Here is a 21,986-nt window from a genome sequence, read left to right on the forward strand (position 1 = left end):
CCACAGCCCGCGCGGGAGACCGTAGCCTGGTGGACATGCCGGAACCTCTCTCTTCGCCGTTGCTGGACGCGCTGGTCTCCCGAGTCGTGGTCGCCGACGGGGCGATGGGCACCGCTCTCCAGGCCCACGACCTCACTCTCGACGACTTCGGCGGCCTCGAGGGCTGCAACGAAATCCTCAACGTCACGCGGCCGGACGTGGTCCAGGGCATCCACCGCGGCTACCTGGTGGCCGGGGCGGACGCCGTGGAGACGAACACCTTCGGTGCGAACCTGGCCAACCTGGCCGAGTACGGCATCGAGGACCGGATCTTCGAGCTTTCCGAGGCCGGGGCCCGGCTGGCCAGAGAGGCCGCGGACGAGTTCGCCTCGCCCGGGCGGCCCCGCTTCGTGCTCGGCTCGGTCGGCCCCGGCACCAAGCTGCCCACACTCGGGCACGCCCCGTACACCACGCTGCGTGACGCCTACGTCGAGGAGGTCCGGGGCCTGCTCGCGGGGGGCGTGGACGCGGTCATCGTCGAGACCACTCAGGACGTCCTCCAGACCAAGGCGGCGATCGTGGCCGCGCGGCGGGCGATGGCGGCCGAGGGCAGGCGGGTCCCGATCATCGCGTCGATCACCGTCGAGACCACCGGCACGATGTTGCTGGGCACCGAGGTCGGTGCCGCGCTGGCCGCCCTCGAACCACTGGGGATCGACATCATCGGGCTGAACTGCGCGACCGGCCCGGCGGAGATGAGCGAGCACCTGCGGACGCTGTCGAAGTCCACCACGCTGCCGTTGTCCGTGATGCCCAACGCCGGCCTGCCCGAACTCGGCCCGGACGGGGCCGTCTACCCGCTGGGGCCGGAGGGCCTGGCCCAGTCGTTGTCGGGCTTCGTGCGGGAGTTCGGCGTGGGACTGGTGGGCGGCTGTTGCGGGACCACCGGCGAACACATCCGGCAGCTCGCCGAGGCGGTGGCCGGTGCCGAGCGAGCCCGCCGGAACCCGCGTCCCGAGCCGGGGGTGTCCTCGCTGTACCAGGCGGTGCCGTTCAAGCAGGACGCTTCGGTGCTGATGGTGGGCGAGCGGACCAACGCCAACGGTTCGAAGAAGTTCCGCGAGGCCATGCTCGAAGGCCGCTACGAGGACTGCGTGGAGATCGCGCGCGAGCAGACCCGTGACGGAGCACACCTGGTGGACCTCTGCGTGGACTACGTGGGCCGTGACGGCGCGGTCGACATGGCCGAGCTGGCGGGCAGGCTCGCCACCGCCTCGACGCTGCCGATCATGCTGGACTCGACGGAGTCCGCCGTCCTGCGGGCCGGCCTGGAACGGCTCGGCGGGCGGTGCGTGGTCAACTCGGTGAACTACGAGGACGGCGCCGGACCGGACTCCCGGTTCCAGAAGACGATGCGCCTGGTCGCCGAGCACGGCGCCGCGGTCGTGGTGATGTGCATCGACGAGGAAGGCCAGGCCCGTACCGCCGACCGGAAGGTCGCCGTCGCCGTCAGGACCATCGAAGACCTCGTGACCAACTGGGGCATGCGGGCCAGTGACATCATCGTCGACTGCCTCACCTTCCCGATCACCACCGGGCAGGAGGAGACCCGCCGTGACGCGCTGGAGACGATCGAGGCCATCCGCGAGCTGAAGCGCCGCTACCCGGAGGTCCAGACCACACTCGGCGTCTCCAACGTCTCCTTCGGGCTCAACGCGGCCGCGCGGCAGGTGCTCAACTCCGTCTTCCTGCACGAGAGCGTGCAGGCCGGGCTGGACACCGCGATCGTGCACGCGTCGAAGATCCTGCCGATGGCGCGAATCCCGGAACAGCAGCGGCAAGTCGCGCTGGACATGGTCTACGACCGGCGCCGGGAGGGTTACGACCCGCTTCAGGAGCTGATGCGGCTCTTCGAGGGCGTTTCGGCGGCCTCCCGGCGGGAATCGAGGGCCGAGGAACTGGCCGCGATGCCGTTGTTCGAGCGCCTGGAGCGGCGGATCGTGGACGGCGAGCGCAGCGGGCTCGAGGCCGACCTCGACGACGCCATGCGCTCCAAGCCACCGCTGGAGATCATCAACGAGACGCTGCTGTCGGGCATGAAGACCGTCGGCGAGCTGTTCGGGTCCGGCCAGATGCAGCTGCCGTTCGTCCTGCAGTCGGCCGAGGTCATGAAGGCCGCCGTGGCCTACCTCGAACCCCACATGGAAAAGGACGACTCCGGCGGCAAGGGCCGGATCGTGCTCGCCACGGTCAAGGGCGACGTGCACGACATCGGCAAGAACCTGGTGGACATCATCCTGTCCAACAACGGCTACGACGTGGTCAACCTCGGCATCAAACAGCCGATCACCACGATCCTCGACGCCGCCGACGAACACCGGGTCGACGCGATCGGCATGTCCGGGCTGCTGGTCAAGTCGACGGTGATCATGAAGGAGAACCTCGAGGAGATGAACTCCCGGGGTGTCGCCGACCGCTGGCCGGTGCTCCTCGGCGGGGCCGCGCTGACCCGTTCCTACGTGGAGAACGACCTCACCGACCTCTATCACGGCTCGGTGCGCTACGCCCGGGACGCCTTCGAGGGGCTGCGTCTGATGGACACCATCATGGCGGTCAAGCGCGGCGAGGCGCCCGCGTCCGACCCGGAGGAAGAAGCCAGGCGCGCCGAACGTAAGGCCCGCCGGGAGCGGTCGCTCCGCATCGCCGAAGCACGCAAGGCCGCTCAGGAGCCCGACGAGCCCATGCCCGCGCGGTCGGACGTGGCCACCGACGTGCCCCTGCCCACCCCGCCGTTCTGGGGTAGCCGGGTGATCAAGGGGATCCGGATCGCCGACTACTCCGCCTACCTCGACGAGCGGGCCACCTTCCTCGGCCAATGGGGCCTGCGCGGCACCAAGGGCGGGGAAGGCCCGAGCTACGAGGAGCTGGTCGAGACCGAGGGCAGGCCGCGCTTGCGCTACTGGTTGGACAAGCTCGCCACCGAAGGGGTTCTCGCGCACGCGGCGGTCGTCTACGGGTACTTCCCGGTGGTGGCCGAGGGAGACGACCTCGTCGTGCTGACCGAAGCCGAGCCGGGCGCGCCGGAGCGGTGCCGGTTCACCTTCCCCCGGCAGAAGCGCGACCGGCACCTGTGCCTGGCCGACTTCTACCGGCCGCGCGAGGCGGGCGAAGTCGATGTCCTGCCGCTGACCCTGGTCACCATGGGCGAGCCGATCGCCGGGTACGCCGCCGAACTGTTCGCCGCCAATGCCTACCGCGACTACCTCGAGGTGCACGGGCTGAGCGTGCAGCTCACCGAGGCGCTGGCCGAGTACTGGCATCGCCGGGTCCGCCAGGAGCTGCGCTTCGGCAGTGGTGCGGCGGTCTCGGACGAAGATCCCGAAGCCGTCGAGGAGTTCTTCAAGCTCGGCTACCGCGGCGCCCGCTTCTCGCTCGGTTATGGCGCTTGCCCGAACCTCGAGGACCGCGCCAAGATCGTCGACCTGCTGGAGCCCGAGCGCATCGGCGTCAAGCTCTCGGAGGAGTTCCAGTTGCACCCCGAGCAGTCGACCGACGCGATCGTCTGCCACCACCCCGAGGCCAAGTACTTCAACACGTAACGAGGAGAACGTCTTGACACGACCGTCCCCCGCGGACGGCCCCGCCGCCGTGCTCTGGGACCTGGACGGCACGCTGGTCGACTCCGAGAAGCTGTGGGACGTCGCGCTCTACGAGGCGGCGGAATGGCTCGGTGGCACGCTCACCGAGCCGCAGCGGCTCACCCTCGTCGGCTCCAACATGGCCGCGACCTCGCGCTATCTCCTCGAGGTGACGGGCAGGCCCGTCACGGACGAAGCGATGGCGGACACGGGGGAGTGGATCCGCGTCCGCATGTCCGGGCTGTTCGCCGGCCCGCTGCCGTGGCGGCCCGGCGCCCGCGAGGCGCTGGCCGCGGTGCGCGCCGGCGGGCTCGCGGCGGCGCTGGTCACCTCGACCGACCGGGCGCTCACCGAACTCGCGCTCGACACGATCGGCCGGGAGTTCTTCGACGTCGTCGTGTGCGGCGACGAGGTGGACGGCCTCAACAAACCCCACCCGGAGCCCTATCTGCGCGCCACGCGGATGCTCGGCGTCGACCCCGCGCGCTGTGTGGCGGTGGAGGACTCGAAACCGGGCACCGAGTCCGCGGTCGCCGCGGGCTGCACCGTGCTCGTCGTGCCGCACGATGTCGCGGTCCCCGCCGGCGAGCGCCGCTTCTTCCGCACCTCGTTGATCGGGGTGACCGCGCGGACTTTCGCGGAGCTTCTCGCGCACGGCCGCCGACCCCCGGCCGGCTACCGGCCGTGATCGGTGCCGGTGTTACGGGAAAAGGGCCGGCATGCTACCGATCTGTTACCGGAAACCCTTTTCCCGTCTATTCTCCGGTGTCAATTTTGTGGCCGGACCACAAACCCGATTGTGGGCCGGCCACAAATATCAGGGCAAGAAATCCTCCGGGATATCACTGTTCTTCGTGCCGATCAGCGCGAAATAGTGAAGGGGTTCCCCGCTCACATTGCGGCGGTGCTGATACCGCTCCGAGGTCAGCAGCGTCATGACCTTCTCGTCCCGCAGGCGGCGGATGAGCGTGGCGAAGCCGGAAGTGTCCTCTTCGGACAGAAACCGGTCCTTGATGTTGAACGCTATCCAACCGTTGTCGCTGATCAGGTTGAACGCGGCGCGGAACGCGGCGGGCGGGATGTCCGCGTACCCCAGCGCGGCCACACAGGACAGTGTGTTGAACCGGTAGGACGCCAGTTCCCCGCGCAGCGCGGGGGAAAGCGCGGTCATGTCGGCGACGTGGTAGGCCTGGTAGACGTCCGGCCGGTCCCGCAGGGCCGCCTCGCGTGCCTCGGGGATGATGTCCACACCAACCAGGGCGCCGACGCCGATGTTGCGCAACTGCTCGCCGACCAGGCCGTTGCCGGCGCCAAGGTCCAGCACCCGCAGGCTATCCGGCTCGTAGCCGTCCTGCTGGAGCTCCTCTTTGAGCAGCTTCGCGATCACGTCGGGCGAGGAGCAGTCGAGGATGTCGTGGAAGAGTTGCTCGTACAGCCCGGGGATCCGGTAGATCCGGTCGTAGTCGTGGAAACGAATGTCCTGCCATTCGCCGTCGACGAGCACTGAACAGTGTTCCGCGTCCTGATCGAGGCGGTCGGAAGGCCGGGGGAGTCTGATCCGCAGCGAGCCATCGCGCGCGGGAGTGAGGTCATCGTATTCGACATGTGACTCTTTGCCGACCATTTCACTTCCTTTTCGTGTCGTTTCGCACCGGCTGAACGAGATGCAATTCCAGGCAACGGCAATGGATCGGAAAAGTCAACCGCTCACCGGGTGCACGGATGTGATGTGACCTTCCGATCCAAACGCGACGGCCCGGATCGGCAGGCCCGGAGGGCGGATGGAAGGATCTACAGACCGTGAAGACCTTCGATGAGCTGTTCGCCGAGCTGACCGAGCGCGCACGGACCCGGCCCGCCGGTTCGGCCACCGTCGCGGCGCTGGAGGCCGGGGTCCACGCGCAGGGCAAGAAGGTGCTCGAAGAAGCGGGCGAGGTGTGGATCGCGGCCGAGCACGAGTCGGACGAGCGGGTGGCCGAGGAGATCTCCCAGTTGCTCTACCGGGTCCAGGTGCTCATGCTCGGTCGTGGCCTCACGGCCGAGGATGTCTACCGCTATCTGTGACGGGCAGGCCGGTGAGCTGCCTGATCGAGAGGACGGAGTGAGGCGATGCTGCGGGTTGCGGTGCCGAACAAGGGAGCGCTGGCCGGGCCGGCCACGGAGATGCTCGGCGAGGCGGGCTACCGCCGGCGCCACGACCGTGACCTGACCGTGCTCGACCATGCCAACGAGGTCGAGTTCTTCTTCCTGCGCCCGAAGGACATCCCGATCTACGTCGGTTCCGGTGAGCTCGACCTCGGCATCACCGGGCGTGACCTCGCCGTCGACTCGCGCGCTCCGGTCGAGGAGACGCTCGCGCTGGGCTTCGGCGCCTCCACGTTCCGTTACGCCGCGCCCATGGGCCGGGACTGGAAGCCCGCGGATCTGGACGGCAAGCGGATCGCCACGTCCTTTCCCAACCTGGTCCGCGACAACCTGGCCGGTCACGGGGTGACGGCCGAGGTCATCCGGCTCGACGGGGCCGTCGAGATCTCCGTGCAGCTCGGCGTCGCCGACGCCGTCGCCGACGTGGTGGAGACCGGCCAGTCGTTGCGGCAGCACAACCTGGTCGCGTTCGGCGATCCGATCTGCGTTTCCGAGGCCGTGCTCGTGCAGCGGGCCGGTGGTCCGGCTTCGAAGGCGAAATCACAGCTCGCCGCCCGGCTCCAGGGCGTCGTCTTCGCGCAGCAGTACATGATGCTCGACTACGACTGCCCTCGCACGCTGCTCGAGCGGGCGGTCGCGATCACCCCGGGCGTGGAGTCGCCCACGGTCGCGCCGCTGGCGGACCCGGACTGGGTCGCGGTGCGCGCGATGGTGCCGCGCAAGCAGGTCAACCGGATCATGGACGAGCTGGCGGAGGCCGGAACCAAGGCGATACTCGCCTCCGATATCCGCTCCTGCCGGCTCTGACCAGCGTCCGAGCAGGCCTGCTCCGGGTATTCCGGGCCGTCCGGCAGGGGCCGGACGGCCGCCGGGGATCGTAGCGCCGGGATCGTGGCGCCGGGATCGTGGCGCCGGGATCGTGGCGCCGGGATCGTGGCGCCGGGATTGACGATCCGTATGGTGAACATCAGACTCGTATTCCGTACACGCGCGGCATGACGACCGAAGGGTGTCATGCCGCGCGTTGCTGTTGAGCGATCACACGACCAGGTCAGCGGCCGTGTTCTCCTGCCTGTCTGTGGGTGCGCCCGCAGCGCTCGGGTAGTTGATGTTCGCATCGTGCAGTCGCAGTCTTGCCATATGAACAGCATCTTGTTTTACTAGGGCGCCCCGGGACCCGCCATTCGGGCCAGTCGAGTCGAACAACCTGGAAGGGGACACGGTGTCCTCGATCAAGAGCAGATGGGCAAGCTGGCTCCCACTGCTGCCCGCGCTCGCGCTGCTGGCCGGAATCCTGCTGGTGCCGCTGGTCAAGACGTTCATCCGCAGCGTCACCCGCGGCTTCAGGGATTCCACCTTCACCTGGCAGAACTACGCCGACATCTTCACCGACGGCGTGACCATGACGGTGCTGGGACGCACGGCCCTCACCGCGGCGATGGTGACGATCGCCGCCCTGCTGATCGGCTATCCCTACGCGTACCTGATGACCCGGGTCGGCCCTCGCGCGCGCGGCATCCTCCTGGTGATGGTGCTGATTCCTTTTTGGACGTCGGTGATGGCCCGCAACTTCGCCTGGATCGTCATCCTGCAGAACGGCGGGCCGGTGCAGCGGATGTTCCAGTTCATCGGGATCGACGACTTCGTCCTGTACGGAAAGACCGCGGGCGTGACGATCGCGATGACGCAGGTGATGCTTCCGTTCATGGTGCTGCCGCTGTTCAGCACGCTCGGTGGCATAGACCGGAAACTGCTGCTCGCCGCGCGGGGGCTCGGCTCCTCTCCCACCGCGGCGTTCTGGAAGATCTTCTGGCCGCTGTCCCGCGGCGGGGTGGTCGCCGGCGTGATTTTGGTGTTCACCCTCAGTCTCGGGTTCTACGTGACGCCGGCGTTGCTCGGATCACCGCAGCAGTCGCTCGTCGCCCAGTTGCTCGCACAGCGCACCACTGTCCTGCTCGACTTCGCCGCCGCGGGCGCGCTCGGCATGGTCGTGCTGGTGGTCACGCTCGCGCTCGTCGCCTGGGCGAACCGGGTGGGCGGCACCATGTCCGCGATCGGTGTGGTCGCGTCGAACCGAACGAAGGACCGTCCGTGACAAGCCCAGCGACCACCCCCAGCCAGACCGGCCCCGCCGGCGCCGCCCGGTCCGCCGGCCGCCGGCGCTACCCGAAGGTCGATTCGATCCCCTGGTGGCTCAAGGTCATCGGCGGGCTGGTGGTCCTCTTCTTCATCCTGCCGACGCTGTTCGTCATCCCGATGAGCTTCAGCGACGCGACGACGTTCCAGTTCCCGCCAACGGGCTTCTCGTGGCGGTTGTACGAGAACTTCTTCACCAACCCGGTCTGGCTCGACTCGCTGGGCAACTCGTTCCTGGTCGCCATACTCACGTCCCTGCTGGCCACCACGGTGGGCACCGCGGCCGCCGTGGCGCTCTCCCGGCTTCAGGGCCGGTTGGCCCGGTTGGTTCGCACGGTGCTCATGGTGCCGATCGTCGCTCCGGCGATCGTTGTCGCGGTCGCGGTCTACATCGCCTTCCTCGGCTGGCACCTCACCGGGACGCCGGCGGGTTATGTGCTCGCCCACACCGCGATCGCCGTTCCGTACGTGCTCGTCTCCGTAACGGGCGCGCTCAGCGGTTTCGACCAGCAACTGCTGAAGGCCTCCGCTTCGCTCGGTGCCTCACCGTTGCGTTCGTTCTTCCGCGTGACCGTGCCGCTGATCAGCCGCGGCATCCTGACCGGCGCGATCTTCTCGTTCATGGTCTCGTTCGACGAGGTCGTCATCGCGTTGTTCCTGCGATCGCCCGATTTCCAGACCATGCCCGTGCAGATGTACAACAGCGTCACCGTCGAGATCGATCCGACGATTTCGGCGGCTTCCAGCCTGATGGTCGTCGCCGTGACCATCATCTTCGTACTGCCCCAGTTACTTCGCCGCGGGGGCGGCCGCAGATAGGAGAACCATGACGACGACACATGCGAGCACGGCGGAGAGCGCCGGATCGTCCTCCGGGACCAGGCGTGGCACCGAGATCAAGCTGGAGCACGTCACCAAGGACTACGGGCTCGCCACACCCGCGGTGGACGGCGTTTCGCTGACGATCAGGCCCGGCGAGTTCATGACGTTCCTGGGGCCGAGCGGCTCGGGAAAGACGACGACCCTGAACCTGATCGCCGGTTTCGAGACGCTCACCGCGGGCTCGATTTCGCTCAACGGGGCCGATGTGGGCGACGTTCCGCCACACCGGCGCAATCTCGGCATGCTGTTCCAGAACTACGCGCTGTTCCCGCACATGACGGTCGCGCAGAACGTCGCGTATCCGCTCCGCGAGCGCAAGGTCGCGAAGGCGGAGATCGCCCGGAAGGTCGCGGAGGTCCTCGACCTCGTGCAGTTGACCGGCCGCGACGGCGACCATCCGTCGAAGCTTTCCGGCGGGCAGCAACAACGCGTCGCGCTGGCCCGCGCGATCGTCTTCGAACCCAAGGCGCTCCTGCTGGACGAACCGCTCGGCGCGCTCGACCGCAACCTGCGGGCGGCGTTGCAGACGGAGATCCGGCGGATCCATCGCGAGGTGGGGTCCACGTTCGTCTTCGTGACGCACGATCAGGAAGAAGCCATGAACCTCTCCGACCGCATCGCGCTGTTCAACAACGGGCGCATCGAGCAGATCGGTACCCCCCAGCAACTGTATGCCGAGCCCGAAACGCTTTTCACGGCAAGGTTTCTCGGTGATTCCAATGTGTTCGAACTCGGCGCAACCCCGCTGCGCGAGGACGTCGGATGGGAGGGCGAGCGCTGGGCCATCGCGCCCGGCACCGTCTCACCTCATCCCGGTGTCCGGGAGAGCAGCGCGATCGTGGTGCGGCCCGAGGATGTCGAGGTGGCAAGGAACGACGAAGAAGTTCCGGCCGGCGCCAATGCGGTACGAGCGGCGATCCGCGACATCGAATACATGGGCAGTCACCGCACACTGTTGCTCGCCCTTGGCCAACGCGAGCTGGCCGGCCGCACCCGTGTGAGCGCGCTCCAAGGCGATTACGCCATCGGAGACCAAGTCGTGGCTTGGTGGTGGCCGCCGGCGCAGCGCATTGTCGCGGCCTGACCGCGGAACCGGCATTGTTCCAAAGAGGACATTTCGGTAGCGTGTGCACATCACGAGACAACTTGTTTGCATAGTGAACAAGCTGTCGGCTAATCCCCGGAAACATCTTTTCATGAAAGGTGGGACAAAGGTGTCTCGATCAAGAGCCACGCTGACCGCCGCCGGCATCGCGGCGGTGGTCAGCCTGCTCGCCGCCTGTGGCACGAGCAACGATTCGAGTTCGAAACCAGGAGATCCGGAAAAGCTCACCTACGTCTCCTATGGCGGTTCCGGACAGGACGCTCAGGCCGACGCGTTCCAGAAGCCCTACACCGCCGCGCACCCCAACGTGACCTTCGCCAACACCTCGCCCGCCGACGTCGCGCAGGTGAAGGCTCAGGTGCAGGCCGGCGTCGTCAACTGGGACCTCGTCTCGGTCGCCCCCGCCGCGGCGCAGCAGAACTGCGGAACCCTGTTCGAAAAGCTGAACCTGCCGAACGTGAACACCGCCGACCTCGCGCCCAAGGTGATCGGCGACTGCTACGTCGGCAACTTTTCGAACGCGACGCTGTTCGGCTACAACGCCGACAAGTACCCGGACCCGTCGAAGGCGCCCAAGTCCCTCAAGGACTTCTTCGACACCACGAAGTTCCCGGGTAAGCGAGGTGTGATCACCAACCTGCAGAACGGCATCATGGAGTACCCGCTCCTCGCCGAAGGCGTCGCGCCCGACAAGCTGTATCCGCTCGATGTCGACCGTGCCCTGAACAAGTGGGCGACCATTCGCAAGGACACGATCTTCGCCCCGAACGTCGGCGCGCTGCAGCAGGCGGCCAGTTCCGGCCAGGTCGACATGTTCCTCCTCGCCGACTCGCGGATGATCGCGCTGCTGAACGACAAGAAGAACGTCAAGATGGTCTGGGACACCACCGTGGTGTCGGTCAACGCGCTCGCCGTGCCGATCGGTTCGAAACACAAGGCGACGGCCGAGGACTTCCTGGCGACGGTAGTGAAGCCCGAGCAGTCGGCGAAGATCACCGAACTGCTCGCCACCGCCCCGGTCAACCTCACGGCGAAACCGAGTCTCACCGACAACGGTAAGCTCGTGCAGGTCTACGGTCCGTCGAACACCGGAAAGACCGTGGTTCAGGACATCGACTGGTACGCGCAGCACTTCGACGAGGTCACCAAGAAGCTGAACAACTGGCTGGTGGGCTGAGTTGACTCCCACGCTCGCACCGTGTCGCCGCTACGTTCGCCATGTGAACTAGAGTTCTGTCATGGAGAACATTGAGAGCGGCGAGGCGTCCGGCGGCGAAATCCAGTCGGTCCAGCGGGTCGGTCAGATCTGCTCGCTGTTCGGTCCGCACACGACCGAACTGACGGCCGCCGAAATAGCCGAACGCCTGGGCCTGAACCGGACGACGGCGTACCGCTACTGCGCGTCGCTCGTCACGGCCGGAATACTCGAGCGTGGGCACAGTCGCGGCACCTTCGTCCTGGGCGGGCTGATGCTGCAGCTCGGGATGCACGCCCTGGGACGGCGGCGCGTCATCAAGATCGCGCCGCCGTTCATGGCGGAGTTGACCAACGCCGTCCGCATGACCACCGTCCTCGCGGTCTGGGGCGCACGCGGACCCATCGTGGCGCTGGTCAACGAGGACATCAGCCGGACGGTCATGGTGACCGTCCACACTGGATCGCAGCTCGACCTGGACTTCGCCCAGATGAAGGTCTTCCTGGCCTGCCAGGACGAGCACGCGTTCGAACGGGCCACCGAAGGCGTCTCGGACACCAAGCGGGCCGAGATCGAAGCCGGGGTCTACATGGCCCGGCGCAACGGTTACAGCATCGCGAGTCACTCCGACGGCCTCTTCAGCGCGGCGGCGCCGGTGTTCGACGAATACGGGATCTGCGCCACCGTCGCGCTGCTCGGCGCGGACCAGATGGCCGATCTCTCGTACGGGTCGCCCGCGCTCACCCAGCTTCTGCACACCGCCGTCGCGCTCAGCGCCGAATTGGGCGGCGATCACGAGAAAATGCGTGCTGCCGGCCCGCTCGGCGCCGAATCCGGCGGCCAAGAGAGGAGACGAGTTGCCGACGTATGACGGGCCCGCCGAGGGGGAACTAGCCGGTGCGATGTCCGGGACACTCCGGCTTCCGGCGCGCGTTCACTTCGGCTACGGATCACGCGCTCAACTGAACGAGGTGCTGAGCCTGTCCGGCCGCCGCGTACTCGCGATCGTCGATCCGTTCCTGATCGAGGCGCCGATCTTCGCCGAGACGGTCACCCGACTGAAGGCCGATGGATTCGAGGTCGCCGTTTACGCCGACATCACACCGGAACTGCCGATCGCGTCTCTGGACGCCGCGGCGTCTTTCGCCCGGGAGTACGGACCCGAGGTCATCCTCGCGGTCGGCGGGGGAAGCGCGCTGGACGCCGCGAAGGCGGTCAGCCTCCTCGTCACGCATGAAGGGCCACTGAGCCGGTACTACGGGGAAAACCTGGTTCCAGGACCTTCCCTGCCCATCGTCGCGGTACCCACGACGGCCGGCACCGGGTCGGAGGTGACGCCGGTCGCCGTGGTGTCCGATCCGGAGCGCGAGATGAAGGTGGGGATCTCGAGCCCGTACCTGATTCCCGCCGCCGCGATCGTCGATCCGGAATTCACCCTCGGCGCTCCGCGCACCGTGACCGCCTTCTCCGGCATCGACGCGCTCGTGCACGCGGTCGAATCGTTCACCGCGGCCCGGCTCGAACCATCCTGGAACGCCGTGCTTCCCGTCTTCACCGGCAGGAACGCGTTTTCCGACAGCATGGCGTTGCGCGCGGTGGAACATCTCGGCACCTCGTTGACGGTGGCGGTCGGCGAACCGGGGAATCGCCAGGCGCGGGAAGAGGTCGCCTTCGCGAGCCTGCTCGCCGGCGTCTCGTTCGGGGCCACCGGAACACACCTGTCGCACGCCCTTCAGTACCCGATCGGCGCATACACCAAGACACCACACGGACTCGGCACCGGGCTGCTCCTGCCGTACGTGCTGCAAGCGTGCCTCGGCGATCCCGGGGTCGTAGAGCGGATCGCCGCCGTCGGCGGCGCACTGGGGTCGACCGCGCACACCGCGGACGACAAGGCCCGGGACGCCATCTCGGCGATCGTCGCGATCAACCGCGCGATCGGGGTGCCGGCGTCCCTGCGGGAGATCGGAATCACCCGGGAACAACTTCCGCAACTCGCCGAGCTGGCGTCCCGGTCCGCCCGGCTGATCGCGATCGCGCCCATTCCGGCGCCACCATCGGCCCTGCTCGGCATCCTCGAACACGCCTATGCCGGCCACCTCACAGAATCGAGCGGCTCATGAGCTACATCGCTGACCTGTTCATCGACGGTGAGTGGCGGTCAGGCGGTGCCGGTGATCGCTTCGACGTGATCGACCCGTCGGACGAAACCGTGATCGCCCGCTTCGCCGCCGCCACTTCCGATGACTGTACGGCCGCCGTCGACGCGGCCGCGAACGCGCAGGAGAGCTGGGCGGCCACCGCGCCGCGCGAGCGGAGCGAACTGCTCCGGTCCGCCTACGAAGTGCTCACCGCGGAGGTCGAGGATTTCGCGGAGATCATCGTCCGTGAGAACGGGAAGTCCTGGTCCGACGCGATCGGGGAAGCCAACTACGCCAAGGAGTTCTTCCGCTGGTTCGCCGAGGAGGCGGTGCGGATTCCCGGGGACTACCGGCTGTCCCCGGCCGGGGACAAGCGCATCGTCGTCGACCGGCAGCCGATCGGCGTCTCGTTGCTGATCACTCCCTGGAACTTCCCCGCCGCCATGGCGACGCGGAAGATCGGTCCCGCCCTGGCGGCCGGTTGCACGACGATCCTCAAGCCCGCCAGGGAAACGCCGCTCACCGCGGCGTACATGGTCGAGGTGTTGCGGCGCGTCGGGGTCCCGAACGGCGTGGTGAACCTGGTGACGCCGGTGCCGACGGGTCCGCTCGTAGCCGAGATGATCAACCGGCCGGAGGTGCGGAAGCTCTCCTTCACCGGGTCGACCGAGGTGGGTCGCGACCTGCTGCACGCGTGCGCCGACAGCGTGGTGAGCGCCTCGATGGAACTCGGCGGGAACGCGCCGGTCGTCGTGCTGCCCGGCGCGGACATGGACGTGGCCATCGAGGGGACGATGGTGGCGAAGATGCGCAACGGCGGTGCGGCGTGCACCGCCGCCAACCGCATCTACGTCCACCGTTCACGGCACGACGAATTCGTCGAGAGGATGACCGCCGCACTGGCCGCGCTTTCGGTCGGCCCCGGGCTGGACCGTTCGCGGCAGATCGGCGCGCTGGTATCGATCGCCGAGCGCGACAAGGTCGCCGCTCTCGTGGACGGCGCGGTCGCTGACGGAGCGACCCTCGTCCACGGCGGCAAGTCCTCCGAGCAGGGCGCTTTCTACGACGCGACGCTGCTGACGGACGTGCGGCACGGTTCGCGCATCAATGCGACGGAAATCTTCGGTCCTGTCGTGGCCGTCGTGTCCTACGACGACGTCGACGAGGCGGTGCGCATGGCCAACGACACCATCTACGGCCTGATGGCCTACGTCTTCGGCGAGGAACACGAAGCCATGGCCGTCGCCCGGCGCCTGGAAGCGGGAATGGTCGCGGTCAACCGCGGGGTCGTGAGCGATCCCGCGGCGCCGTTCGGCGGGGTGAAGCAGAGCGGGCTCGGCCGGGAAGGAGCCTCCGACGGCATCCTGGAGTTTCTCGAGGAGAAGTACATCGCCCTGAACGCCTGACCGAGCGCCTGTGGGCTCAGCGCGGACGGCCGGATTCCCCCGGCCGGGTCGCGATGACGACCGTGGTGTCCAGTTCGTCGGACGCGACCACCCGTGGCACGAGACCGGCCCTCGCGATCACGTCCGCGAGGTCCGGTGCCTGGCGCTCGTTGGACTCGACCAGCAGCCTGCCTCCGGGGGCGAGCCACGCCGGTGCCCCGGCGATCACCCGGCGAAGCACGTCGAGCCCGTCCGGCCCGCCGTCGAGCGCCGTCTTCGGTTCGTGGTCGCGGGCCTCCGGTGGCATCAGCGCGAGCGCGTCACTCGGCACGTACGGGGCGTTCGCGAGCAGGATGTCGACGCGGTTCGACAGGCGCGCGGGCAGTGCCTGGTAAAGGTCGCCCACGTAGGTTCGTCCGCCGGCGGCCGCGACATTGCGCCGGGCGCAGCCCACGGCGACCGGGTCGATGTCGGCGGCGTGGAGCTCGACCTGTCCCAGCGCGGCGGCGACGGCGGCGCCGAGCGCGCCCGACCCGCAGCACAGGTCGACCACCACCGCACCGGCCCGTGCGGTCGAAACCGCCTGCCGGACGAGGAACTCGGTGCGACGGCGGGGGACGAAGACCCCGGGAGCCACCGCGATCCGGAGGCCGTCGAACTCGGCCCAGCCGAGCACGTACTCCAACGGCACGCCCGCCGTCCGTTGCCGGAGCATCGTTTCGAGTTCGGCCGGGGTGCCTGACTCGGACAGCAGCAGCCGCGCCTCGTCCTCGGCGAAGACACAGCCGGCGGCGCGCAGCCGGGAGACGACCGAATCCGGGTCCACGGAAGCGAAAGCAGACATGAGAGCGCCTTTCGAAGCGTCGGGAGGTGGGCGCTCCCCGGGCCAAACTACCCGACGCTCTCAGGCGCGAGGTCGCTTGGGCAGCAGGTCGTAGAGGTTCTTGCGGGCTCCCGCGTCGTTGGCGGCGCGCGTGCGGGCCACGTCGGAGATGAAGTCCTCGAAGACGAACTCGTCCGGGATCGGCAGCGGCGCGGGAGCGGGGTGCTCCAGGCGGTAGGTGTCGAGGATTTCGGCGATCTGCCGGAACGCCACGGCCTGCGTGGTCTCGGGCGCGAACGTGGTCACCGGCATCCCGTGCGCGGCGGCCTCGTTCATCACCACCCCGAGCGGAACGTGGGGCAGCAGCGGATACCCGAAGCCCTGAAGCTCGTTGAGCGCGGCGGTGGCGTAGGTGGACATCGGCCTGCGGTAGAGACCCGGCACCACGCCGTAGTAGGGAATCGGCGGGCGGTTGACCGTCTCCTGGACGTAGACGAGCTGGTCGTTGAGCAGCCGCAGGGCGCGGATGCTGGTGCGATCCGGTTGCACGGGCACGAGGATGCCGTGGGTCGCGGCCAGCGCGTTGTTGGTGAGGACGTCGAGCGCCGGCGGGGTGTCGATGACGATGTGATCGTAGTTCGCGAACTGGATCACCCTGGCCAGCTGCCACCCCGGCACGCGGAAGGTGTCGAGGCGGCGGATCAGGTCGAACATGCCGGGCGAGGTCGGGATCACGTCGAACGCGCCGCCGGGGCCGATCTTGCTCCGTGGGTGGGGAACCACCAGGTCTTCCACCGGCCCCTTCCACAGTTTGGTGAGGGCCTTGGCCAGGCTCGGCTCCTGGGGCGGCGGTTCGGGAAGCCCCAGCATCTCGGTGGTGGCGTGTCCCTGCGGGTCGAGGTCGATGAGCAGCACCCGGCACCCGCGTTCCGCGAGCGCGGCGGCCGCGCCGACGCTCAGCGCGGTCTTGCCGACGCCGCCTTTCTGGTTGACCACCGAGGTGATCTGCACTCCAGCGCTCCCAGGATCGTCGTTGCGGGCAAGGTTAGTGGATCCGGCCCTCCCCGCGGGACACCCGCGCCCAACGGCTCGCGGAATCGCCGATTCTGCCATTGTGGATCACATGCACCTCCTGGTGCCAGCGATCGGCTACCTTGGCCGGACCATCAACGCCTGAGAACCCAGCGCGACCGGGCCTTTCTCGTCGCGCAGCGTACTGCGCGCGGTGCCCACGCCGTGCGGGCCGACGGTCGTGGACGCGTCCAGGCCGATCCATTCGCCCTCCGGGTCCCGGTGGACGTGCACGGTCAGCTCGCTGTTGATGAACCACCAGTGCCGCAGGTCCAGACGCCCGGACACGCCGCTTCCGGAGTCGGCGACGGTGAACAGCCGCTGCAACGGGCTCGGCTCCTCGCCTTCCACCAACGGGAACCGCTGTCTCACCCACACCGCGGCCGGCCCCGGGGCGGCCGCGTCTCCCGCGACCGACCGCCATTCCATCGCCGTCAGGTAGCCCTCGTGCCATCCTTCCGGCCAGTACGACGGCGGGCATTCCGCGGGCGCGGGCCAGCTCTCCGGCACGGGCGTGGCCACGCCGGAGGTGTCCGAAACCGTGATCCGCCAAGCCGAAGCCCGCGCCACCGCCTTGCCGCCCGCGACGAGTTCGCCACTGAGCAACTCGACCGAGCGGCCCGGGCGTTCCACCTTCGCGAACACCGCCATCTCGGTGATCGGGGCGGGACCGAGGATTTCCACGGTCACCCGGGCAAGTCTGCTCTCACGCCCGGCACCGAGACGCTCCAGCGCGCGCACGAGCAACGCCGACGGTGGCCCGAAATGCTGGGCGTCGGAGCTCCACGGCCCGGCGGTGTGCGCCGTGGCGAGAAACCGGTCCTCGCCACGCGGGAGATAGAAAGCGCTTTCTGCCGTGCTGGGCATGGCTCAGTCCGCCCGGTCCAGCGGGGTCTCGGCGCCGGGGTCCGGATCCGGCCAGCCCGGATACTCCGGCGGCGTGCCCCCGAACGACGGGCACAGCGCCTGATGCGCGCACCAGTCGCACAGCCTGCTCGGGCTGGGGCGGAAGTCACCGGTCCGGCCCGCGCGCATGATCGCCTGCCAGATGGCCTCCAGGGTGCGCTCGAACCGGCGCAGTTCCGGCTCGTCGGGGGTGTAGGCCAGAGACTGCCCGTCGGTGAGGTACATCAGCTTGAGCTGCCGGGGAACGGCGCCCCGCAGCCGCCACAGCACCACGGCGTAGAACTTCATCTGGAACAAGGCCTTCGCCTCGCCGATCTCCCTCGGCGCGGTACCGGTCTTGTAGTCGACCACGCGCAGTTCACCCGTCGGCGCCACATCGAGCCGGTCCACGTACCCGCGCAGCCGCACACCGGAATCGAGCTCGATCTCCACGTGGAGCTCGCAGGCCTCCGGATCCAGCCGGCGCGGATCCTCCAGCGAGAAGTAGGCGTCGAGCAGTTTTTCCGCGCCGGTGAGCCATTCCCGGACGTCAGCGGGCTCTTCGGCGTCGAACAGGGCGGTCCAGTCCGGGCGGTCGGCGGACAACTCGCTCCAGGCCGGCTCCAGCAGCGCCTTCGCGCGCTCGGGCAGCCGCTCCGGCTGGGGCAGGGCGAACAGGCGCTCGAGCACCGAATGCACCAGCGTGCCGCGCAACTGCGCCTTGGTGGGCAGTTCGGGCAACCGGTCCACCGCGCGGAACCGGTACAGCAGCGGGCACTGTTTGAAATCGCTCGCCCGCGACGGGGACAGTGCCGGGCGGCGGACGCCGAGGGCCGGCTCGGCCGGTGCCATCTGTGCCATGGCCCCGCACTCTATGGCAGCCCACCGACAGTTCCGGCCGGGACATGCCAGGACGGCCGCCACCCGGTGCCCCGGTCGTCACCCGCGTCCCACGGGGGGCGTTCTACGCTGTGCGACATGACCACGACCGGCGCGCGGCGCGCGAGGCGGACGCTGACCACGGCGGATGGTGGGCTGCTGCTGTTCCGGGTCCAGGACGTGCCGGTGCTGCTGGCACCCTCGTGGGCGGTCGGGTCACTGATCGTGATCGTGCTCTACGAACCGATGGTGACCCGCCTGCTGCCCGACGCGGGCGTGCTGACGTCGTGGATCCTGTCGGTCGTTTCGGCCGTGCTGCTCGGGCTTTCGGTGCTCGCGCACGAACTCGGCCACTGCGTGGTCGCGCTGCGGCTGGGCCTTCCCGTCCGCCGCCTGCGGCTCTTCCTGCTCGGCGGGTTGTCCGAGGTCGCGCGGACCCCGCGCGAGCCCCGGCAGGAGGGACTGGTCGCCGCGGCGGGCCCGGTCGTGTCCATGATCCTGGCCGCGTTCTGCGGGGTGCTGCTGCTGGCCGTGCCCGCCGGGGGAGTGGCGTGGCTCCTGGTCGTCGAGTGTGCCGTGGCGAACCTCGCGGTCGGCGTGTTCAATCTCCTGCCCGGCCTGCCGCTGGATGGCGGGCGGATGCTGCGCGCCGGAGTGTGGGCACTGAGCGGCACCCGGGCCCGCGGCACGATGGCGGCGGTGGCGGGCGGCGGGATCGTCGCGGCGGGGCTGATGATCTGGGCGGTGGCGGGCCTGGTGTCGGGCAGCGACGATCGCTGGCTCCGGCTGGGCGTGTGCGTGGTCACCGCCTGGTTCGTCGTGGTGGGCGCGGGCGGAGAGCTTTCCGCCGAGGGCAACCGGTCGTGGCCCGACGGCCTGGTGATCACCGACCTGGTCCGCCCGGTGCTGCAACTGCCGGCGGAGAGCCCGGTCTCCGACGCGCTGGCCGCCTCCGCGGGCCGGGGCGTGGTGCTGGTACGAGCCGACGGGGTCGCGGCGGGGCTGCTCGACGAGTCGGAGGCGCAGCGGCTCGCGGGCGTCTCACCGCAGACGCCCGCCGAGCGCGCGGCCGAGCCGATCCGCGCGGAGACGGTGCTGCTGTCGTCCGAGTCCGGCGAGGAGATCGCCGAACGGGTGCGGGAAACCCCGGCCTGGCAGTTCCTCGTGGTCGACGACGAGGGCCGCCCGGCGGGTGTGCTGCGCCGCGAGGACCTGCGCGCAGCCCTGGCCCGCCGCAGTCATTAGCGGTCTGCGAAGATCGGCGGATTCGCGAACACGGAGGGTGAAGTGTCAGGGAGTGGGACGTTCCGCGCCGGGGACCGAGTGCGGCTGACCGATCCGAAGGGCCGGAACTACACCGTGGTTCTGTCCGAGGGTGAGGAGTACCACACGCACCGTGGCGCGCTGGCGCACGACGATCTCATCGGGCTCCCGGAAGGGACCGTGGTCACCTCGGCCGGAGGCACGTCGTATCTCGCGATGCGCCCGCGGTTGGCCGACTACGTGCTCTCCATGCCCCGCGGCGCGCAGGTGATCTATCCCAAGGACGCCGCGCAGATCGTGATGTGGGGAGACATCTACCCGGGCGCGCGCGTGCTGGAGGCCGGCGCGGGTTCCGGCGCGCTGACCTGCTCGCTGCTGCGTGCGGTCGGTCCCGAAGGCAGCGTGACCTCCTACGAGGTCCGCGAGGACCACGCCGAGCACGCGGAACGCAACGTCGAGCGGTTCTTCCGTCACACGCCCGGCAACTGGACGCTGCGGATCGCCGACCTCGCCACCCACCAGGGCGAGGTGGACCGGGTGGTGCTGGACATGCTGGCGCCGTGGGAGGTGCTGCCCACCGTCTCGGAAAGCCTCGTTCCCGGTGGCGTCCTGGTGGTGTACGTGGCGACCGTGACGCAGTTGTCGACGATCACCGAGGCGATCCGGGAACAGCAGTGCTGGACCGAACCCGAGTCCTGGGAGACCCTGATGCGCCCGTGGCACGTGGTCGGCCTGGCCGTGCGGCCCGAACACCGCATGGTCGCCCACACCGCCTTCCTGCTCACCACGCGCAGGCTCGCCGAAGGCGTCACACCGCCCCGGCTCCAGCGCCGCCCGCTCCGCGCTTGACGCGGGCGGGGCGGACGCCTCTTCGCCGGGTCAGGAGGACAGGCACCAGCTTCCGTTCGCCCCCGAGATCCTCAGGGGAAAGTCCTTGGAACGGCCGTTGGCGGCGGCCTGCAGGGTGAGCGTTCCGGACGTCCCGTTGACCTCCGGTGCCTTCGAGCTCGAGTAGACGACTCCCGGCGGGATCTTGTCCAGGGTGGACTGGAGGGTCTGCAACTCGGAAGCCGGCGGCGGCGCGCACATGAGCGGTACGAACTTCTGCGCGTTCTTGGTGTTGTAGGCGTCGATCACCGCGTTCTGCAGCGCTTCGGGCGTGGAGTGGGGATCGGTGCCGCCGGTGAGGAGCAGCACCGCGGTGATACCGCCACCGATGAGCAGGACGGCCGCGATCACGGCGCCGACGATCAGGCCGGTCTTCTTCTTCGGTGCCTGACCGCCGGGATCAGCGGGGTAGCCGTAGAAGCCCGGCTGTGCTCCCCACTGTCCGGGCTGACCGAACTGCTGGTTACCCCCGGGCGTACCGAACTGCTGCGTACCGTCGGGCTGGCCGAACTGCTGGGTGCCACCGGGCTGGCCGAACTGCGGCGTGGAGCCCGGGTAGCCGGGGAGTGGCTGTGGGCCGCTCTGCGGGTAGCCGGTTCCCGGAAAGGCGGGCAGCGAGCCGCTCTGCGGGTAAGCCCCGGGGTAGCCCGGCTGCGGACCGGTCTGCGGGTAGCCGCCCGGCTGCTGTCCCCACTGACCCTGGTTGGGGTCAGGGGAGCCGTAAGGGCCGGGCTGTTGCGGCGGGTAGGTCATGGTCGTTCGCCTTCTCGCGGGGTCAGGAGGGGATGTCGGCGCACCAGCCGGAGCCCTGGCGCTTGAGGTTCAGCTCGGGCTTCGTGGATTGTCCGTGGTAGGTCAGCGTCAGGGTGGCGGTGGCCTTGCCGCCGTCCACGGCAGGGGGGCCGGCCAGCGTCGCGTGGAGTGACGAGTCGCCGTCCCAGTCTGCCTTCAGGTCTTCCAGCACCTTCTGTTCGGGCGCGGCGCACAACAGGCTGGTGTACTGGCCGATGTCCTTGGCGTTGATGGACGTCACCATGGCCCGCGCCACCGATTCCGGATCGGCACCGTAGGAGCGGGAGGCCGCGCCGCCCGGCGCCGTGACACCCGGTGACGTTCCGGTTCCGGGGGCGGCTCCCGGCCCGAGGGCCGGAGGGCTCTCACCGCCCTTGCCGGTGAGAAGGAGAGCCGCCGTGACGCAGCCACCGGCGAGCAGAGCCAGGGCCGCTACCGCCCCGACGATCCGTCCGGTCTTCTTCGGACGTGGTGTTTCGTCCGGCTCGGGCTGGGGTGGCGTGCTCCACGGGTCCGGTCGCCATGCGTCGGGCGGGGCGGGGAGTGACCGGGGATCGCCCTGCGGCGGGCCGGGTGGGTAGCCGGGCCGCGCCGGCGGACCAGGCGGGAACCCGCCGCCTGGGTACGCGGGGTGGGACGCCGGAGGCGGTGGATAGGCGCGGGGTCCGCCCGGTCCGTACGGGCCCGGCTGTCCCCATGGTCCGGGCCGGCCTCGCGGACCGTGGGGACCAGGCTGTCCCCAGGGTCCGTTCGGCGGTGTGGTCACTGATCGTCCCCCT

Annotated in this window: 20 protein-coding genes; 13 read left to right on the forward strand and 7 right to left on the reverse strand. The window is 69.1% G+C overall.

Annotated elements, in window-relative coordinates; all coding sequences use genetic code 11:
* Window positions 1–35 precede the first annotated feature (35 nt).
* Both metH and ACFSXZ_RS11875 read left to right on the forward strand, forming a co-directional pair.
* Window positions 36–3,578, forward strand: coding sequence for a methionine synthase (gene metH, locus ACFSXZ_RS11870; RefSeq protein WP_378264334.1), 3,543 nt, complete (start codon window positions 36–38; stop codon window positions 3,576–3,578).
* Between the two features lie 13 nt (window positions 3,579–3,591).
* Window positions 3,592–4,305 (forward strand): HAD family hydrolase, encoded by a 714-nt coding sequence (locus ACFSXZ_RS11875; RefSeq protein WP_378264336.1) that lies wholly within the window; start codon window positions 3,592–3,594, stop codon window positions 4,303–4,305.
* 129 nt (window positions 4,306–4,434) lie between these two features.
* On the opposite strand, the gene ACFSXZ_RS11880 is transcribed toward ACFSXZ_RS11875, so the two are convergent.
* Window positions 4,435–5,241: a class I SAM-dependent DNA methyltransferase gene (locus tag ACFSXZ_RS11880; protein WP_378264338.1), complete on the reverse strand. Its 807-nt coding sequence runs from the start codon at window positions 5,239–5,241 to the stop codon at window positions 4,435–4,437.
* 176 nt (window positions 5,242–5,417) lie between these two features.
* Between ACFSXZ_RS11880 and ACFSXZ_RS11885 the strand changes: the two genes are divergently transcribed.
* The 9 genes from ACFSXZ_RS11885 (at window position 5,418) to ACFSXZ_RS11925 (ending at window position 14,627) form a co-directional block, all read left to right on the forward strand.
* Window positions 5,418–5,681, forward strand: coding sequence for a phosphoribosyl-ATP diphosphatase (locus ACFSXZ_RS11885; RefSeq protein WP_378264340.1), 264 nt, complete (start codon window positions 5,418–5,420; stop codon window positions 5,679–5,681).
* Window positions 5,682–5,726: 45 nt separating this feature from the next.
* On the forward strand, window positions 5,727–6,569 hold the full coding sequence (gene hisG / locus ACFSXZ_RS11890; protein WP_378264342.1) for an ATP phosphoribosyltransferase: 843 nt from the start codon (window positions 5,727–5,729) through the stop codon (window positions 6,567–6,569).
* Between the two features lie 415 nt (window positions 6,570–6,984).
* Window positions 6,985–7,857, forward strand: a complete 873-nt coding sequence (locus ACFSXZ_RS11895; RefSeq protein WP_378264344.1) for an ABC transporter permease — start codon at window positions 6,985–6,987, stop codon at window positions 7,855–7,857.
* Window positions 7,854–8,717 carry an ABC transporter permease gene (locus ACFSXZ_RS11900; protein ID WP_378264347.1) on the forward strand — a complete coding sequence of 288 codons (864 nt, stop codon included), beginning with the start codon at window positions 7,854–7,856 and terminating at the stop codon, window positions 8,715–8,717. Before ACFSXZ_RS11895 ends, ACFSXZ_RS11900 begins: the two co-directional genes overlap by 4 nt.
* Before the next feature lie 7 nt (window positions 8,718–8,724).
* Complete coding sequence (locus ACFSXZ_RS11905; protein ID WP_378264349.1) at window positions 8,725–9,864, forward strand: ABC transporter ATP-binding protein; 1,140 nt, start codon at window positions 8,725–8,727, stop codon at window positions 9,862–9,864.
* A 130-nt stretch (window positions 9,865–9,994) separates the two neighbouring features.
* Complete coding sequence (locus ACFSXZ_RS11910) at window positions 9,995–11,062, forward strand: extracellular solute-binding protein (protein ID WP_378264351.1); 1,068 nt, start codon at window positions 9,995–9,997, stop codon at window positions 11,060–11,062.
* A 61-nt stretch (window positions 11,063–11,123) separates the two neighbouring features.
* Window positions 11,124–11,951 (forward strand): IclR family transcriptional regulator, encoded by an 828-nt coding sequence (locus tag ACFSXZ_RS11915; RefSeq protein ID WP_378264353.1) that lies wholly within the window; start codon window positions 11,124–11,126, stop codon window positions 11,949–11,951.
* Window positions 11,938–13,203, forward strand: coding sequence for an iron-containing alcohol dehydrogenase (locus ACFSXZ_RS11920; RefSeq protein ID WP_378264355.1), 1,266 nt, complete (start codon window positions 11,938–11,940; stop codon window positions 13,201–13,203). The genes ACFSXZ_RS11915 and ACFSXZ_RS11920 overlap by 14 nt, the downstream gene beginning before the upstream one ends.
* Window positions 13,200–14,627: an NAD-dependent succinate-semialdehyde dehydrogenase gene (locus ACFSXZ_RS11925; protein ID WP_378264357.1), complete on the forward strand. Its 1,428-nt coding sequence runs from the start codon at window positions 13,200–13,202 to the stop codon at window positions 14,625–14,627. The genes ACFSXZ_RS11920 and ACFSXZ_RS11925 overlap by 4 nt, the downstream gene beginning before the upstream one ends.
* 16 nt (window positions 14,628–14,643) lie before the next feature.
* Here the strand turns inward: ACFSXZ_RS11925 and ACFSXZ_RS11930 are convergent, their stop codons facing one another.
* The 4 genes from ACFSXZ_RS11930 to ACFSXZ_RS11945 form a co-directional block, all read right to left on the reverse strand.
* Window positions 14,644–15,450: a putative protein N(5)-glutamine methyltransferase gene (locus ACFSXZ_RS11930; RefSeq protein WP_378264359.1), complete on the reverse strand. Its 807-nt coding sequence runs from the start codon at window positions 15,448–15,450 to the stop codon at window positions 14,644–14,646.
* Between the two features lie 60 nt (window positions 15,451–15,510).
* On the reverse strand, window positions 15,511–16,440 hold the full coding sequence (locus ACFSXZ_RS11935; RefSeq protein ID WP_378264361.1) for a ParA family protein: 930 nt from the start codon (window positions 16,438–16,440) through the stop codon (window positions 15,511–15,513).
* A gap of 138 nt (window positions 16,441–16,578) precedes the next feature.
* A complete protein-coding gene (locus ACFSXZ_RS11940; protein ID WP_378264363.1) occupies window positions 16,579–17,367 on the reverse strand; it encodes a thioesterase family protein in 789 nt (262 codons plus the stop codon).
* A 3-nt stretch (window positions 17,368–17,370) separates the two neighbouring features.
* Entirely contained in the window at window positions 17,371–18,246 is an 876-nt protein-coding gene (locus ACFSXZ_RS11945; protein WP_378264365.1) for a RecB family exonuclease, read from the reverse strand.
* Between the two features lie 117 nt (window positions 18,247–18,363).
* Here ACFSXZ_RS11945 and ACFSXZ_RS11950 point away from each other — a divergent pair, with 117 nt between their 5' ends.
* The gene (locus ACFSXZ_RS11950; RefSeq protein WP_378264367.1) at window positions 18,364–19,509 is read left to right on the forward strand and encodes a site-2 protease family protein; all 1,146 of its coding nucleotides are present in this window, start codon (window positions 18,364–18,366) and stop codon (window positions 19,507–19,509) included.
* 42 nt (window positions 19,510–19,551) lie between these two features.
* On the forward strand, window positions 19,552–20,376 hold the full coding sequence (locus ACFSXZ_RS11955; RefSeq protein ID WP_378264369.1) for a tRNA (adenine-N1)-methyltransferase: 825 nt from the start codon (window positions 19,552–19,554) through the stop codon (window positions 20,374–20,376).
* 30 nt (window positions 20,377–20,406) lie between these two features.
* On the opposite strand, the gene ACFSXZ_RS11960 is transcribed toward ACFSXZ_RS11955, so the two are convergent.
* Both ACFSXZ_RS11960 and ACFSXZ_RS11965 read right to left on the reverse strand, forming a co-directional pair.
* A complete protein-coding gene (locus ACFSXZ_RS11960) occupies window positions 20,407–21,168 on the reverse strand; it encodes a hypothetical protein (RefSeq protein ID WP_378264371.1) in 762 nt (253 codons plus the stop codon).
* Between the two features lie 22 nt (window positions 21,169–21,190).
* On the reverse strand, window positions 21,191–21,973 hold the full coding sequence (locus ACFSXZ_RS11965) for a hypothetical protein (RefSeq protein ID WP_378264373.1): 783 nt from the start codon (window positions 21,971–21,973) through the stop codon (window positions 21,191–21,193).
* Window positions 21,974–21,986: the final 13 nt, after the last annotated feature.

It is taken from the genome of Amycolatopsis pigmentata (assembly GCF_042684065.1).
Taxonomy (GTDB): Bacteria; Actinomycetota; Actinomycetes; order Mycobacteriales; family Pseudonocardiaceae; genus Amycolatopsis_E; species Amycolatopsis_E pigmentata.

What these genes read in the sequence shown, in the direction of transcription:
- metH (WP_378264334.1), top strand. Translation starts at nt 36, where the DNA reads ATGCCGGAACCTCTCTCTTCGCCGTTGCTGGACGCGCTGGTCTCCCGA.
- ACFSXZ_RS11880 (WP_378264338.1), bottom strand. Translation starts at nt 5,241, where the DNA reads ATGGTCGGCAAAGAGTCACATGTCGAATACGATGACCTCACTCCCGCG.
- ACFSXZ_RS11925 (WP_378264357.1), top strand. Translation starts at nt 13,200, where the DNA reads ATGAGCTACATCGCTGACCTGTTCATCGACGGTGAGTGGCGGTCAGGC.
- ACFSXZ_RS11945 (WP_378264365.1), bottom strand. Translation starts at nt 18,246, where the DNA reads ATGGCACAGATGGCACCGGCCGAGCCGGCCCTCGGCGTCCGCCGCCCG.
- ACFSXZ_RS11930 (WP_378264359.1), bottom strand. Translation starts at nt 15,450, where the DNA reads ATGTCTGCTTTCGCTTCCGTGGACCCGGATTCGGTCGTCTCCCGGCTG.
- ACFSXZ_RS11950 (WP_378264367.1), top strand. Translation starts at nt 18,364, where the DNA reads ATGACCACGACCGGCGCGCGGCGCGCGAGGCGGACGCTGACCACGGCG.
- ACFSXZ_RS11960 (WP_378264371.1), bottom strand. Translation starts at nt 21,168, where the DNA reads ATGACCTACCCGCCGCAACAGCCCGGCCCTTACGGCTCCCCTGACCCC.
- ACFSXZ_RS11905 (WP_378264349.1), top strand. Translation starts at nt 8,725, where the DNA reads ATGACGACGACACATGCGAGCACGGCGGAGAGCGCCGGATCGTCCTCC.
- ACFSXZ_RS11915 (WP_378264353.1), top strand. Translation starts at nt 11,124, where the DNA reads ATGGAGAACATTGAGAGCGGCGAGGCGTCCGGCGGCGAAATCCAGTCG.
- hisG (WP_378264342.1), top strand. Translation starts at nt 5,727, where the DNA reads ATGCTGCGGGTTGCGGTGCCGAACAAGGGAGCGCTGGCCGGGCCGGCC.
- ACFSXZ_RS11940 (WP_378264363.1), bottom strand. Translation starts at nt 17,367, where the DNA reads ATGCCCAGCACGGCAGAAAGCGCTTTCTATCTCCCGCGTGGCGAGGAC.